This window comes from Prevotella vespertina (genome assembly GCF_009728485.1).
Taxonomy (GTDB): domain Bacteria; phylum Bacteroidota; class Bacteroidia; order Bacteroidales; family Bacteroidaceae; genus Prevotella; species Prevotella vespertina.
Window position 1 is genome coordinate 37,145 of record NZ_VVIQ01000008.1, and the last position, 15,865, is coordinate 53,009.

The 15,865-nt window shown below is 39.2% G+C and carries 17 protein-coding genes; 10 read left to right on the top strand and 7 right to left on the bottom strand.

Features of this window, described 5'->3' with window-relative positions; all coding sequences use genetic code 11:
• Positions 1-78: 78 nt before the first annotated feature.
• The 4 genes from F0475_RS08095 to F0475_RS08110 all read right to left on the bottom strand — a co-directional run bounded on the left by F0475_RS08095 (position 79) and on the right by F0475_RS08110 (position 3,419).
• Positions 79-840 carry an RsmE family RNA methyltransferase gene (locus F0475_RS08095; RefSeq protein ID WP_155716243.1) on the bottom strand — a complete coding sequence of 254 codons (762 nt, stop codon included), beginning with the start codon at positions 838-840 and terminating at the stop codon, positions 79-81.
• Positions 841-906: 66 nt separating this feature from the next.
• Entirely contained in the window at positions 907-1,464 is a 558-nt protein-coding gene (locus tag F0475_RS08100; protein WP_009435097.1) for a UvrB/UvrC motif-containing protein, read from the bottom strand.
• A 20-nt stretch (positions 1,465-1,484) separates the two neighbouring features.
• Complete coding sequence (locus F0475_RS08105; RefSeq protein ID WP_155716244.1) at positions 1,485-2,747, bottom strand: MFS transporter; 1,263 nt, start codon at positions 2,745-2,747, stop codon at positions 1,485-1,487.
• A gap of 75 nt (positions 2,748-2,822) precedes the next feature.
• On the bottom strand, positions 2,823-3,419 hold the full coding sequence (locus F0475_RS08110) for a DUF3256 family protein (protein ID WP_155716245.1): 597 nt from the start codon (positions 3,417-3,419) through the stop codon (positions 2,823-2,825).
• A 62-nt stretch (positions 3,420-3,481) separates the two neighbouring features.
• Here F0475_RS08110 and F0475_RS08115 point away from each other — a divergent pair, with 62 nt between their 5' ends.
• Positions 3,482-4,060: a zinc ribbon domain-containing protein gene (locus F0475_RS08115; RefSeq protein WP_155716246.1), complete on the top strand. Its 579-nt coding sequence runs from the start codon at positions 3,482-3,484 to the stop codon at positions 4,058-4,060.
• On the top strand, positions 4,060-4,383 hold the full coding sequence (locus F0475_RS11855) for a hypothetical protein (protein ID WP_155716247.1): 324 nt from the start codon (positions 4,060-4,062) through the stop codon (positions 4,381-4,383). Before F0475_RS08115 ends, F0475_RS11855 begins: the two co-directional genes overlap by 1 nt.
• Positions 4,384-5,085: 702 nt before the next feature.
• Here F0475_RS11855 and F0475_RS08125 read toward each other — a convergent pair.
• Positions 5,086-5,883: a DUF5715 family protein gene (locus F0475_RS08125; RefSeq protein ID WP_155716248.1), complete on the bottom strand. Its 798-nt coding sequence runs from the start codon at positions 5,881-5,883 to the stop codon at positions 5,086-5,088.
• Positions 5,884-6,014: 131 nt separating this feature from the next.
• On the opposite strand from F0475_RS08125, the gene F0475_RS08130 reads away from it, so the two are divergent.
• The 8 genes from F0475_RS08130 to pyrF all read left to right on the top strand — a co-directional run bounded on the left by F0475_RS08130 (position 6,015) and on the right by pyrF (position 13,555).
• Positions 6,015-6,962 carry a PhoH family protein gene (locus F0475_RS08130; protein WP_155716249.1) on the top strand — a complete coding sequence of 316 codons (948 nt, stop codon included), beginning with the start codon at positions 6,015-6,017 and terminating at the stop codon, positions 6,960-6,962.
• Positions 6,963-6,983: 21 nt separating this feature from the next.
• Positions 6,984-7,934: a phosphoribosylaminoimidazolesuccinocarboxamide synthase gene (locus F0475_RS08135; protein ID WP_009435113.1), complete on the top strand. Its 951-nt coding sequence runs from the start codon at positions 6,984-6,986 to the stop codon at positions 7,932-7,934.
• 144 nt (positions 7,935-8,078) lie between these two features.
• Complete coding sequence (ubiE, locus tag F0475_RS08140; protein ID WP_155716250.1) at positions 8,079-8,813, top strand: bifunctional demethylmenaquinone methyltransferase/2-methoxy-6-polyprenyl-1,4-benzoquinol methylase UbiE; 735 nt, start codon at positions 8,079-8,081, stop codon at positions 8,811-8,813.
• A 64-nt stretch (positions 8,814-8,877) separates the two neighbouring features.
• Positions 8,878-9,630 carry a shikimate dehydrogenase family protein gene (locus F0475_RS08145; RefSeq protein WP_155716251.1) on the top strand — a complete coding sequence of 251 codons (753 nt, stop codon included), beginning with the start codon at positions 8,878-8,880 and terminating at the stop codon, positions 9,628-9,630.
• Positions 9,631-9,712: 82 nt separating this feature from the next.
• Positions 9,713-10,876, top strand: coding sequence for an AIR synthase-related protein (locus F0475_RS08150; protein WP_155716252.1), 1,164 nt, complete (start codon positions 9,713-9,715; stop codon positions 10,874-10,876).
• Positions 10,877-10,981: 105 nt separating this feature from the next.
• Entirely contained in the window at positions 10,982-12,094 is a 1,113-nt protein-coding gene (gene prfA / locus F0475_RS08155) for a peptide chain release factor 1 (protein WP_004383527.1), read from the top strand.
• A gap of 21 nt (positions 12,095-12,115) precedes the next feature.
• Positions 12,116-12,598, top strand: coding sequence for a flagellar biosynthesis protein FliQ (locus tag F0475_RS08160; RefSeq protein ID WP_155716253.1), 483 nt, complete (start codon positions 12,116-12,118; stop codon positions 12,596-12,598).
• 132 nt (positions 12,599-12,730) lie between these two features.
• Entirely contained in the window at positions 12,731-13,555 is an 825-nt protein-coding gene (gene pyrF, locus F0475_RS08165; protein WP_155716254.1) for an orotidine-5'-phosphate decarboxylase, read from the top strand.
• 195 nt (positions 13,556-13,750) lie between these two features.
• On the opposite strand, the gene dapA is transcribed toward pyrF, so the two are convergent.
• Positions 13,751-14,635: a 4-hydroxy-tetrahydrodipicolinate synthase gene (gene dapA / locus F0475_RS08170; protein ID WP_009435096.1), complete on the bottom strand. Its 885-nt coding sequence runs from the start codon at positions 14,633-14,635 to the stop codon at positions 13,751-13,753.
• Positions 14,636-14,937: 302 nt separating this feature from the next.
• On the bottom strand, positions 14,938-15,864 hold the full coding sequence (locus tag F0475_RS08175; RefSeq protein ID WP_155716255.1) for an EamA family transporter: 927 nt from the start codon (positions 15,862-15,864) through the stop codon (positions 14,938-14,940).
• Between the last annotated feature and the right edge of the window lies 1 nt (position 15,865).

A 15,865-nucleotide genomic window follows, 5' to 3' on the forward strand; every position in this document is an offset into this window, starting at 1 on the left:
CTAATTCTTTACTTTCATCTATTATTATTATACGTTTTTAAAAGGAATATATACATTCCTATTATAAACAAAAACAGCTTACACTCTTCGTGCAAGCTGTGACATCATTACGGCACTAAGCCCTGCGGTCTCCGTACGCAAACGACTATTACCTAAAGTTACGCTCTTGAACCCATGATTAATAGCATAACGAACCTCCTCTATAGAGAAATCACCCTCTGGACCAACTAAAACAGTAATATCATTGTTGAGAGAATGGTCGTCTTCAGACGCCAAGTGGGTACTTTCAGAAGAGCTATTAATAAGAGAAAAGAAGTCATCTTTCAATATTTCTGAGTAACAATGACAAATATACTTCTGCCCATCACAGGTATGATTATCAATAAAATTACAGAAAGGAGTCATATCATTTACAATAGGTTTCCAAGCCTTATGACTTTGTTTCATAGCAGATACCACTATCTTTTCTATGCGATCAGTACGCAAAACCTTTCGTTCAGAGAACTTACAATTTAAGAAGGTAATCTCATCGAAGCCGATTTCTGTGGCTTTCTCTGTCATCCATTCCATGCGCCCCATGTCTTTCGTTGGTGCAATGGCTAAATGAATTCTCCCATGCCAAGTAGGTTCTTGCTTTAATACTTGTTTGATTGTGTAGAAACATTTCTTTGATGTAGCCAATGAAACCTCAGCTTGATAGAAACATCCCTCACCATCCATCAAAAATATCTCATCACCTTCTTTCAATCTAAGCACACGCAAAGCATGAATCGCTTCCTCTATTGGAAGTTCTTTCTCCACATTAGCATTAGGAACAAAGAAATATCTAACTTCTTTCATTATTTATATATGACTTCTCCTACTTATCTTATCCTTGTTTTCAACCTTTAAGGAATAAAAAGAGCATTACCCCTCATTATTACTCTTATCTCTTTGATTTAATTCATCCCTTAACATTGAAGCTAACTCATAATTCTCTTCTTCGATAGCTTTGTCTAATGCTTTCTTCAACATCTCCAAAGTCAAGGTATTAATGGGAACTGCCAACCTATTCTTAGAAGGACCACAAGGAACACTTTGCCGATTAAAGAGATTTTCTTCCATAAAGAGATTCAATTTAGCTATATGAGCTAAAAGGATAGCATCAGAAGCACGCATAGGGGTAAGACTCAAATCGTCCTTATTTACAAGTAAGGCTTTATATTGCCCATTCAAAACTGAATTAAACAGTATCTCATAATGCTCGCTTGTCATAGACGGATTAATACTGCAAAGCACCTCTGGTAATAGCCGCTCCGTATTTATCTTTTCATCTGTTCTAAGTCCAAATTGATACTCCATGTGCTCATCACAGACAATGGCTATCTGTCGACTCTCTGACATATCAGAAAGAACGAGAAGTCCAAATTCAGAACCTCCTACAATCTGAGAAACACCAACATGTATTAATTGAACTTTACCCATCTATATATTGTCCAAAAAGTTTATGCCTTCTTAGGACGGAATATCAATGCAAAACAAACACCTACAACAAAGGCATAACCTGCAAAGATGAACCAACAAGATGACCAATCACCCACGGTCAATGTATCCGAACCCACCACCTTGGGATAAGTGTATGAATTTACAAGTGCTTGAGCAGCTAGCGTTCCAATTGTTGCACCTATACCATTTGTCATCAACATGAATAATCCTTGTGCAGATGAACGAAGAGATGGCTCCGTACTATTATCAACGAACAATGAGCCCGAGATATTAAAGAAGTCGAAGGCTACACCATATACAATCATTGAAAGGACAAATAGCAAAATACCAGGGAAGCCTGGATTACCAACGCCGAACAATCCAAATCGCAATACCCAAGCAAACATGGCAATCAACATCACATTCTTTATTCCGTAATGGCGCATAAAGAATGGAATCAATAGAATACAGCAGGTTTCACTAATCTGAGAAAGACTGATTAGGATATTCGCATGCTGCACTCCGAATGTATCGGCAAACTCGGGTTGAGCTCCAAAACTAAATAAGAAGGGGTTTGCAAAACTATTCGTAATCTGAAGACTTACTCCCAAAAGCATAGAGAAGACAAAGAACACTGCCATCTTCTTTTGCTTAAAGAGGGAAAAGGCACGCAATCCGAAGGCATCAATAAAGCTTTTCTGCTCCGTACCTTTACTAACTGTGCAGTTCGGTAACGTAAAAGTGTAAAGGAAAAGAATGATACTTACAACGCCAGAAGTAATAAATTGGTTCTGATTGCTTTGGAATCCCATAATATCAACCAGCCACATTGTAAGGATAAAACCAATCGTTCCAAACACACGAATCGGTGGAAAGTCCTTCACGGTATCCATTCCCGCATTGGACAACGCACTATATGCAACTGAATTTGACAAAGCCAATGTAGGCATATAGAAGGCAACTGATAAAGAATAAAGGGTAAAGATAGTGGTAAAGTTGGCATGCTCACCTACACTCAAACCATAACCTGCCGTGGCAAACATGAAAACTCCTGCAAGTAAATGACAGAAACCTAAGAGTCTTTGGGCTGGTATCCATCGGTCTGCGACAATTCCCATCAATGCGGGCATAAAAATTGATACAACTCCTTGCATAGAATAGAACAAACCAATCTCCGAACCTATACCAATATTACCCAAATAACGACCCATAGAGGTCAAATAGGCTCCCCAAACTGCGAACTCCAAGAAGTTCATTAAGGCCAAACGTACCTTCAAATTCATGTCTTCAGCTATTAATTTTGTGCCGACAAAAGTAGTAACTTTTTAAGAAACCACCAAATCTTAAAATCATTTTTACTAACGGAAATCCTTACCCGTCCAATGCAAAACCATCGGTTTTATATAAGGTTCCACCCGCTTCCTATCTTCTTTCGATAAGAGCGGATAGTTAAAACTCACCAACAGAGAGTTATCATCTGCGTTAAGATGTAATTCTCTCAGGCGAGGAGTCATCAACGACTTTATATCATTCCACTCCATTTCACTAATTGTGTCAGGTTTTTCTATCGTTTCTTGAGGGAGATTCACCATTGCTTGTGCCTGCCATTGCTGATTAAACAGACTTAGTTTACTCTCAGCGACAGGACCTTTCCAAGTCTGAACCAACGCAATAGTTGAATGATCTAATAACTTTATTTCCAAAGAACTAGCCTTGCTCAACCGAACAAGCATATAGTTTTTTGTCATGCGCTCTATCCGTGTCGTATCATCCAATAGATTTTTCACAGCAGGATCAACGCCCATTTTTACATAATCAGCTAGCTCTGTACGCAAACTCTTATTCAAATAAGGCGAAATCGTATCAGGCATATCTATCCAAACATCACGCAAATTTTGCGCTGATGCACCTAGCCAACAGGTAAGGAAACAAATGATTACTAACCACTTCTTCATATCTTTTTCCAGTATGATATCTTCTAAATTCGATTGCAAAGGTACAAAAAAGAAAAGAACAAATGAATAAAAACCTAAATCGTTTTGGAATCTCTACCTTTTCACTTACCTTTGTTGCCAAAATCACAAGTAAAACAATGGATATGAATAGTTCTGAAAATAATAATGAAGGCAACAAGATGGAGCAAAATGACATTAAAAATGGCAAACCTATGCCGAATAAAGACAAAGACGAACCTACTCTTGGCAGAGGAATGGTTGCCTTTATCGTCTTAGGAACAATATTCCTTGTGGCTTTTGGATTCATCTATTACGCCCAGCACAAGAATGATCCCGAATATACGCAAACGGCGATTGAGCCTGATTCTAACTTAGCGGAGACAAACAAGGCTAAGTTTGATACGGTTGCGATAGATACTGCAAAGACTAATTCAACCGACAAACTTGAGGAACAGCAGGCTGAAAAGGTATATAATAGTATTCGAGGACGCAGTCAAGTCCGCCACAATCGCAGTCATAGCGAGGCTTCAAGCTCAACAAATGAGGGGAGCAACGAGTCGGAAACTCCTTCAACTTCGCCAAATCCTACCCCTTCTCCATCGGCGCCTAAGCCTCATGTTGAATCAATCGAGATGGAGTAATGAGAATAATCAGAACAAAATACTTACCACCCAAGAATTATGATGCCATCAATATTCTTGGGTTTCTTTTCGTTCATCCTGAAGTAAAACTTACAAAGGAGCTTATCAATCATGAAAAAATCCATACATACCAAATGATTGAAATGCTCGTTTTGCCCTTTTATCTATGGTATTTCATCGAGTGGCTCATTCGAATCCCCCTGCCAGGTCGTGCATATTTGAATTTATCATTCGAACGAGAGGCATATTCCAATATGAATAACCTTCATTACCTAGCGACTCGCAAACCTTATGCGTGGTTGAAATATCTAAAATCACACTAGTAAATCAAGTTTGACATCCTATTCTGTTCCCTTAAAACAAGTATAATTCGCCCTGTTTCTAATCTGATTTTAAAGGAATCAGTGAGAGTTATATTTGTAATAGAATATTATCATTTTCCCTATCTCTAATTGCGTTTTTCTGATAGAAGGCTCTATTCGCCCTCAAATATGCGCTTAAATAGAGTATTTCGTTAATACTTTATAAACTACTGATATACAGATAATTACAAAAACGATGCTTATTTCTGGATAAAAAGTACTATCGTTTTAAGTGAAAAGTAGTATCATTTTAGGCAAAAAGTACTATCGTTTTATCGGAAATGGAGGTTCGTTTTACTAAAAACAGAGGTATGATTTGCACAAAATGGAGGTACAATTCACCCAAAACGGAGGTTAGTTTTGCCAAAAACGGAGGTACGATTTCAATAAATCGCTTAATTCATCTCATTGATTTGCCAGTAAGTTCGCTAGAATTTGATAGGACAGAAAAGAAATATGTAAAATATATTTTCCTAAAACCTACTCACATTTCTCCCCTCTTTACCCCTCCTTATTCCTACAATTAAAAAAGAATCATTACCTTATATATATCATCCCAATATGCGGATAATGAACTTATAATACATCCATGACTTATAAAACGTAAAAAGACGCCTTTCTATGTCTCTGAAAGGCGCCTTCTCGTATGTAGTTAGGTACAAGCTATTTCACCGTAATATGGAAACATCCTTGCAATTTCTCATGCTTGATATAGCATCGCCCTTGCTTACGTAAGTCATTAAGTACCTCACTTAACACCCATTTCAGAGTATCATTCCTCACCGGACGAGTGACAGTAGCGTAGCGATTATAGGCTATATCGAAAGTTGTACCATATAAATGACAACTATTAGAGGTTGCATTATGGTTATGCTGACGCAGTTTATCAACATCCTCTTTCGTTCGTAGCACACTAGATACTAATATTTTATTGATAGGAACACCTTTAGCTTGCAAGCTATCCATGAAGGTGCGCGCTATATCTTGAAGTAAAACAGCCGCACGGGGCACAAGATAAGGAACACTGCTATTGAGTTTCTTCAAATCATAGTAAGGATTACTTCCTATATATACCAATTCGTTCTTACGTTTCTCCGCATCTTGACGATTAGCAACAGGTCGAACACCATAATGGAAGGCTGAGGCTAGTTGCAAAGATTGGGAGTCTGGGAAACTCTCGTCATAATCTCTTACACCAACTATCCTATTCTTCTTCAACGCACCACCCGACTTATAAAACGAAGATAACTTCATTCTATCGGGAGTAGATTGGGATATAATCTTGATAGAATCGGCTCTCCTACGCTCTTCTTCCGTCATCTTACCATTCTTCACATTCTCCGTCTTATACCCAAACGGCATAATAGATGGGAATAATAACTTAATGGTAATAAAAAAGAGTGTTATCCCTATGAATACTACTAATAAACGCCTTTTATTAATCTTTGATTTCCTTTTCATTGCTACAAAGGTAATAAGAAAAGGGGAAAGCAAATAAGAATGTAAGCTATCCTAATTATGAATTAAGAATTATTTGCAGGTATCACTAATTTATAGTAACTTTGTCACCATAATATATAAAACAGACAGCATTGATAGAAAAGCATATAGTTCTTGAGGACATAGACCCTGTAGTCTTCTATGGAGTTAGCAACGGGCATCTCCAAATGATTAAGTCCCTCTTCCCGAAGTTGAGAATCGTTGCACGAGATAATGTTATCCGTATCTTGGGCGACGAGGAAGAGATGGCGAAGATAGAAGAGGACATTGAGACTATGCGCAAGCATATTGTAAGGTATAACACCATTACAGAAGAGGACATCCTTGATATCGTGAAAGGTCGGAAAACGAAGGCTGATGCGGTGAAGGACGTCCTTGTTTATTCTGTAGCAGGCAGACCTATCAAAGGTAGATCCGAAAATCAACAACAGCTAATAGATGCCTTTGATAAACATGATATGATATTTGCCGTTGGACCAGCTGGAACAGGTAAGACGTATCTAAGCATTGCCTTAGCTGTTAAAGCACTAAAGGAGAAGGCTGCAAAGAAGATTATTCTTTCACGTCCAGCAGTTGAGGCTGGTGAGAAACTAGGATTCTTACCAGGTGATATGAAGGATAAGATAGATCCATATCTACAGCCCTTATACGATGCGTTGGAGGATATGATCCCTGCAGTCAAGCTACAAGATATGATGGATAAACATATTATTCAGATTGCGCCATTAGCTTTTATGCGAGGTCGAACACTGAGTGATGCTGTAGTTATTCTCGATGAAGCGCAAAACACTACACCTGCTCAAATCCGTATGTTCCTTACTCGTATGGGATGGAATACAAAGATGATTATTACAGGTGACTTGACACAGATAGACTTGCCGCACGCTGAGAAGAGTGGATTGAAAGAAGCTCTCTCTATCTTAAATCATGTAGAAGGTATATCTGTTATCAATCTCGATAAAAAAGATATTGTTAGACACAAACTAGTTACGCGTATCGTCAATGCTTATGAAGCACACGATAAGGCGGACAAGAGATAGGACTCTATAAACATAAAAACAATGAAAGCATTAACAAAAACTGAATTCCATTTTGATGGACAGAAGAGTGTGTATCACGGCAAAGTACGTGATGTGTATGACATCAACGACGACCTCATCGTCATGGTAGCTACCGACAGAATCTCTGCATTCGATGTCGTATTACCAAAAGGAATACCATTCAAAGGACAGGTTCTGAATCAGATTGCAAGCAAGTTCCTTGACTTGACAGCTGATATCTGCCCTAACTGGAAGTTAGCAACACCTGATCCAATGGTAACCGTTGGTCTGAAGTGTGAAGGCTTTCGTGTTGAAATGATTATCCGCTCCATTCTTACAGGTTCTGCATGGCGTGCCTATAAAGATGGATGCCGTGAAATTTGTGGCGTAAAGCTACCTGATGGTATGCGTGAGAATGAGCGTTTTCCAGAACCAATCGTAACTCCAACGACGAAAGCTGACGAGGGGCATGATATGAATATCTCTAAGGAAGAGATTATCAAACAGGGTATCGTTTCTGCAGAAGATTATGCAATCATCGAAGATTGGACACGCAAACTATTTGCACGTGGTCAGGAGATTGCAGCTAAGCAAGGCTTGATTCTTGTTGATACAAAGTATGAGTTCGGTAAACGTGATGGTCAGTGCTACCTCATTGATGAGATTCACACACCAGACTCAAGCCGTTACTTCTATGCAGAAGGCTACGAAGAGAAGTTTGAGAAGGGCGAACCTCAAAAGCAGCTTTCAAAGGAATTTGTACGCCAGTGGCTTATCGAGCACAACTTCATGAATGAACCAGGTCAAACTATGCCAGAGATTACAGACGAATATGCCGAGAGCGTCAGCGAACGTTACATCGAGCTTTACGAGCATATCACTGGTGAGAAGTTTGATAAAGCAGCTGAAGAAGGTGATATTGCTGCACGTATCGAGAAGAACGTTAAAGAATATCTAGCTTCTAGAAAGTAACTAATTGAGGAAAGAAAGGAGTTAAGGTAGTTAAGAAAGGAAAAGATAATCTCTAACACTTCCTATGCCTATCAACAAAGCACATGGCATTAACCTTTTCAACTCCCTTAACTCCTTCCAAATTCCTTAACCTCCAAATAGAACATGTACGAACAGGAGAAGATAATACCCTATAATGGTAAAGGTGAGAAAAGCAAACTTGTCGAAGAGATGTTTGATAAGATTGCACCAACTTACGACACTTTAAATCATAGACTCTCATGGGATATTGATAAAGGGTGGCGAAAGAAAGCTATTAAGCAACTACAGCCTTATCATCCACAATTAATGCTTGATATTGCAACTGGTACTGGAGACTTTGCCATCCTTGCAGCAAAGGAACTCTCTCCAAGTCATCTTATCGGAGCAGACATATCAGAAGGTATGATGGCTATCGGTCGTGAGAAGGTCAAAAAGGCAGGACTTAATGATGTCATCTCTTTCCAAAAGGAGGATTGTCTCAACCTATCTTTCCCTGATGACACATTTGATGCTGTTACTGCAGCCTTTGGTATCCGTAACTTTCAAAATCTCGACAAAGGACTCACCGAGATCTGTCGTGTATTAAAGAAAGGTGGACATTTGAGCATTGTAGAACTGACAACGCCCGTTGGCTTCCCAATGAAACAACTCTTCCGTATATACTCCAACACCATCTTACTCAATTATGCAAAGTTTATCTCAAAAGACAAGAGTGCTTACGAGTATCTAAACAAAACAGTTGAGGCATTCCCACAAGGTGAACGTATGATGGAGATATTTCACAAAGCAGGATTCACCAAAAGCTCGTTTAGACGATTGACATTCGGAATATGTACGATGTATCTAGCCGAAAAGTAAATGAGACAATAGGAACATAGAGCTTTCTCTCACAAAATACAAACTCATAGAACAAGTTTAAAACATGGATAAGTACGGACTTATAGGTTATCCTTTGGGACATTCCTTTTCTATAGGGTACTTTAATGAGAAGTTTGATAATGAGAATATCAATGCTCGTTACATAAACTTTGAAATTCCATCTATAGAAGACTTTATTGAGGTTATAGACTCCAATCCAGAACTACGTGGATTGAATGTGACTATCCCATATAAGGAACAAGTTATACCTTATCTCGATAGTCTTAGTCCTGAAGCAACAGCCATTGGAGCCGTTAATGTTATTCGTGTCACCCACAAAGGGAAGAAGACACAACTGAAAGGTTTTAATAGTGATGTGATTGGCTTCACACGTAGTATAGAACCTTTATTAGAACGTCATCATAAGAAAGCCTTAATTCTGGGAACTGGTGGCGCTTCAAAAGCTATAGACTATGGTCTAAGATCTCTTGGACTAGAAACAAAATTTGTCTCTCGTACGAAACGTGATGGCATCTTATGTTATGAAGATATAACAGCTGACATTATTCAGGAGTACAATGTTATTGTGAATTGCACTCCACTAGGTATGTATCCAAATGTTGACTCATGTCCTAAACTTCCCTACGAAGCTATGGATAGCCACACCTTATTATATGATCTACTTTACAATCCAGATGAGACTCTATTCATGACGAAAGGACGTGAACAAGGTGCAGTTGTAAAGAATGGTCTAGAAATGCTTCTATTACAAGCTTTTGCTAGTTGGGAGTTCTGGAATGGTGATGAACAACGTTAGCATACACAAATTATAATATTATAATATTGTAATTACACAACAATAAGATACTGATAAATCTCAACACGACAATTCCTTAGATATGGACAACAGATACATGATGCGCGGCGTAAGTGCTGCCAAAGAAGATGTGCATAATGCCATCAAGAACATTGATAAAGGACTCTACCCACAAGCTTTTTGTAAGATTATTCCTGATATTCTCGGTGGTGATCCTGAGTATTGTAACATTATGCATGCTGATGGAGCTGGTACAAAGTCCTCTCTAGCTTATATGTACTGGAAAGAGACAGGTGATTTGAGTGTATGGCGTGGTATTGCACAAGATGCTATCGTCATGAACACAGATGACTTGCTCTGTGTAGGTGCTGTAGATAATATCCTTGTTAGTTCAACGATTGGACGTAACAAAATGCTTGTGCCAGGCGAGGTAATTTCCGCTATCATTAACGGAACCGATGAGTTACTTGCTGATATGCGTAAGATGGGAATAGGTATCTACCCAACTGGTGGTGAAACAGCAGATGTAGGCGACCTTGTTCGTACAATTATCGTTGACTCAACCGTTACTTGCCGTATGCGTCGTAAGGATGTTATCGACAATGCGAATATTCGTCCAGGTGACGTCATTGTTGGTCTTTCATCTACAGGTCAGGCAACCTATGAGACCCGTTATAATGGCGGTATGGGAAGCAATGGTTTAACATCAGCACGTCATGATGTTTTTGCTAAATATCTAGCAGATAATTATCCCGAGAGCTATGACCATGCAGTACCAGAAGAACTAGTTTATAGTGGTAAATACAAACTAACTGATTCTGTTGAAGGGAGTCCTGTTAATGCAGGTGAATTAGTACTCTCTCCTACTCGCACCTACGCTCCTGTTATCAAGAGATTGCTTGATGAGTTGCGCCCTGAAGTACATGGTATGGTACATTGTACTGGTGGTGCACAAACAAAGGTTCTACACTTTGTTGGTGAGAATTGTCGTGTTATTAAAGATAACTTGTTCCCAGTTCCTCCTCTCTTCCGTGCTATCAAAGATTGTAGCGGTACTGATTGGAAGGAGATGTATCAGGTGTTCAATATGGGTCATCGTATGGAGATCTATGTTCGCCCGGAAGTTGCAGAACAGGTTATTGCTATTAGTAAGTCCTTTAATATTGATGCACAAGTCATTGGACATATAGAAGAAGGGAAACGTAGCCTAACTATTAAGAGCGAGTTTGGGACATTTGAATATTAATACATCTAAACTTTACAGCTTTATCTTTTAGAGGAAAGAGCGACAAACAAACATTAACTTAATATTCTTAACCGCTCAACCTACATTAACATTCCCATAAAGATTATGATCGATAACAACAACATATTACAGAAACTTGACGGACTAGAAGCCCGTTATGAAGAGGTATCAACACTCATTACTGACCCGAGTGTTATAGCAGACCAGTCACGCTACGTTAAGCTGACAAAGGAATATAAGGATCTTGGCGACATTATGGATGCTCGCAAGCGTTACATCACTTGCCTTACAACCATAAAGGAGGCTAAGGATATCATCGCTAACGAGAGTGATGCTGAGATGAAAGAGATGGCACGTGAAGAACTCGCAGAGAATGAGGAACTGCAGCCAAGACTTGAAGAAGAAATTAAGATTCTACTTGTACCAAAGGATCCAGAAGACGCAAAGAATGTCCAGATGGAGATTCGTGGTGGAGCTGGTGGTGATGAGGCGGCACTCTTTGCAGGCGACCTCTTCAATATGTACAAACGTTATTGCGATAAGAAAGGTTGGAAACTATCAATAACATCTGTATCCGAAGGTGCTGTAGGTGGTTTTAAGGAGATAGATTTCGCTGTAGAAGGTGAGAACGTTTACGGAACATTGAAGTATGAGTCAGGTGTGCACCGTGTACAACGTGTACCAGCGACAGAGACACAAGGACGTATGCACACATCAGCAGCTACAGTAGCAGTGTTACCTGAAGCTGATAAGTTTGAAGTAAATATTAACGAAGGAGATATCAAGTGGGATACCTTCCGTTCGAGTGGTGCTGGTGGTCAGAATGTCAATAAGGTTGAGTCTGGTGTGCGCTTGCGTTACCCATGGAAGAATCCTAATACTGGTGAGGTTGAGGAGATTCTTATTGAATGTACTGAGACCCGCGACCAGCCAAAGAATAAAGAGCGTGCTTTGAGTCGCCTTTATACCTATATATATGATCACGAACACCAAAAATATATTGACGATATTGCTTCACGTCGCAAGACTCTCGTTTCTACTGGTGATCGTAGTGCCAAGATACGTACTTATAACTTCCCACAAGGACGTGTCACCGATCATCGTATAGGTTTCACGACTCACGACTTACAAGGATTCATGAATGGTGAGATTCAAGAGATGATCGATGCACTGACAGTTGCAGAGAATGCAGAGAAGTTAAAAGAGAACGAATTATAAAACACTTTAAAACATTACAGAATGGAGACAAAACAAAAAAAGCCAGGTAAGTTAGACGTTGATGAAAACTATGATTTAAGATTGGTCAAAACATGGAACCCTGCACTTAGATGGCTACTCACATTGCCAGCAGGACTTATAGCTATGCTCATCATCCAGCTTGCTTATGGGTTCATTGTTCGCCGTATCTTATCAAACTTCGATGAAGCAAGTACTGTTAGTATCATCGTTAATTGCTTCTTCTTATTAGCAAAGTATGCTATGCTTGTCGTGGCAATGACTGCAACAACACCAGTAGCAAGAGCTAAGAAGAAACTTGCATCAATTATATGTGCAATTATTGCTGCAATCATCTTATGTGGTTCAACATTCCTTGTGGTTCATTTTGCAGATAGTATAAACCAAACGATGATGATATCTACAGTCGTTGCATCTTTACTTGGTATATTGTTTGGCGTATGGCATGTTTCCACTTCTACTTCTAAGCCATTAGAACAAGAGTAAATAGTGAATCAAACAAGATAAGAAGAGATAAAGGTAGGGACAGACACCCTCGTTTGTCCGAAACACGATAAATTGTGTGGGACTAACGAGGGTTTCTTTTCTTTCCTCATGATAATTAATTAAACACCTAATATGAACAGACAACAACTAATCAACGAGATCTTCTCTAAGAAGACTTTTTTGTGTGTCGGACTGGACACTGACATCAATAAAATCCCTGAACACTTGAAAAAGGAGGAGGATCCTATCTTTGCTTTCAACAAGGCAATCATCGATGCAACAGCACCTTATTGCGTTGCCTATAAGCCTAACCTTGCTTTCTATGAGTGCTACGGACTCAAAGGTATGGTTGCCTTCGAAAAGACTATCAAGTATTTAAAGGAGAATCACCCTAATCACTTTATCATTGCCGATGCAAAGCGTGGTGACATTGGCAATACCTCTAAGATGTATGCCCAGACCTTCTTTGAGGAGTATAACCTTGATTCTGTCACGGTTGCCCCTTACATGGGTGAAGACAGTGTGAAGCCCTTCCTTGAGTACGATGGTAAGTGGGTTATCCTTCTCGCACTCACTAGCAATAAAGGTAGTCACGACTTCCAATTAACAGAAGATCAACAAGGCGAACGACTCTTTGAGAAGGTATTAAAGAAGTCGCAAGAATGGGGAACTACAGAGAACCTCATGTATGTAGTTGGTGCAACACAAGGCAAAATGTTTGAGGACATTCGTCGCATAGCTCCTAACCACTTCCTCTTAGTACCAGGCGTTGGTGCACAAGGTGGTAGCTTGCAAGAGGTATGTAAATATGGAATGACAAAGGATTGCGGTTTGCTTGTCAATTCTTCTCGTGGTATCATTTACGCTGGCAAGGACAAAGACTTTGCTGAGATAGCAGCCCAGAAAGCAAAGGAGTTGCAACAAGAAATGGCTATCGAGTTAGAAGCTATTAAATAAGCTAGCATAAAGTCCAAAAGGATTCAACAAAAAAGCTAACGAACTTTCAATAGCAAGTTGAATAACATTTACAAACATACTATCAAGTAGGTTATTACAAACTTCAAAACCTAATCACCTTGATAAAATAATAAAAAAGAGATAGAACTTTACCGTTCCATCTCTTTTTTACTTTTTATTGTTAAGTCGATCAACTTATATTCTTAATCCCTTCAAAATTTCATTCATCTTCTGCTTTGTCTCTATGCGCGTTGGAACCAAAGGAAGACGGAGCACATTCTCTATCATTCCCATATCATTCAACAGAGCCTTACAACCAGCAGGATTACCATCTACAAAGAGAAGTTTATATAACTCTGTGAACTGATGATGTATCTTTCTTGCTGGCTCATACTCTCCATTAAACTCAAGACGAATCATACGAGAGAACTCCTTAGGAAGTGCATTCCCAATAACCGAGATAACTCCAACTGCACCACTGGCAATCATTGGGAATGTCAAAGCATCATCACCACTAATAACCTCGAAGTGCTTAGGCTTATTCTTGATAATCTCATCAACCTGCTCTAAATTCCCTGATGCTTCTTTAATAGCAACCACATTATCAAACTCTGACGCAATACGTACAGTTGTCTCTGCCGTCATATTCACACCTACTCTACCTGGCACATTATACATGACGATGGGTAAAGGACTGGCTTGCGCAATAGCCTTAAAGTGCTGATAAAGCCCCTCTTGACTTGGTTTGTTGTAATAAGGACAGATACTTAGAATACCATCAATCCCCTGCCAGTCTGTCGTCTTTATCTCATCTACAACAGCTGCAGTGTTATTCCCACCGCAATACTTCAAGATAGGTACACGACCATTAACCACCTTCTTTACAACACGTGTCAACTCATCCTTTTCCTCACGAGTCAAGCAAGGAGCCTCGCCTGTTGTCGCTAAAATACAAAAGAAATCAGCACCATTAGCTAATTGATATTCAACTAGACTCACAAGTGCGTCATAATCTATACTACCATCTTCTTTGAAGGGAGTAATTAAGGCTATACCTAATCCATGAAAAACATTCTGCATAGTAAAACTGTCTTAAAGAGACCTTCTACAATTACCCGCCAATGCTAAGTATATTGTAGCTTATATCCTATATATGGTCTAAGAGATAATTTCAATGTTGTTGCAAATATAATAATTAATTACCATTCTTCAAAGGATTTCCCTTTTTATCTTACCTTTGTTACTGAAATGAATTGCCCTTTTATAGGTGACTTAGACCATGTTTGTACTTTAACTTAAACGATGAACCTACTTTAACTTAAACGTCGATTGTACTTTAACTTAAACTTCAATCGTACGTTAACTTAAACGTCAAAAGCATACTAATAAGAGCCTATCCAGAGGAAAATCATACCGAGAATGACAAGGCAAAGATCAAGTGCTTTTGCCTTCAAGTTCTTCTCTCTAAAGAGTAATGCTCCACACAGGAACGACACTATAACGGAACCACGACGAACCATAGATACGATTGAAATCATTGCGCCTGGTAAGGAAAGGGCATAGAAATAAGCAAAGTCTGCCATCGACAAAAAGATAGAGATGAGTAAGATGCTCCATTTCCAAGAGAACTTAACTTCAGTATCAGTCCCGCCCTTGCGCTTGTATAAGTAGATAAGGAGAACTATTGCCATCATCAAGCATTGGTAAATATTGTACCAACTTTGTGCCAACATACGATCCATCCCCACTCCACCACTCTCTGGACTTGCCATTAAGTATTTGTCTAACAAGCCACTACAAGTACCCATTAAAGCAGCTAATAATAAGAAAAGTATCCACTTATTATGCTTGAAGTCTATACCTTCTTTCTTACCACTTCGAGCCAAAAGGAATAAGGAGATAATAGCAAATATCACACCTATCCATTGCCATACATTTAAACGTTCACCAAACACTACCATAGCTCCCACTAATGTCATAACTGGACGTGTGGCATTAATAGGACCTACTATCGTTAGGGGGAGATGGGCTATGGCAAAATAACCAAATACCCAAGATAACAAGACAATCACACTCTTCAGTACAATCCACTTATGCATTGCCCATCCTCCTGCACCAACTTGTAGAACACTCCCTTCTAATAAGTTCGTATATTGTGAGAGCAATATAAGTGGGATGAAGATGAGGGAACAAAATAATGTGTTAAGAAATAAGACGGGGATGACATCATTACCTTTCAAAGAATACTTCTTAGAGGTATCGTACAATCCGAGCAAAGTTGCAGAGACAAATGCTAAGATAATCCACATA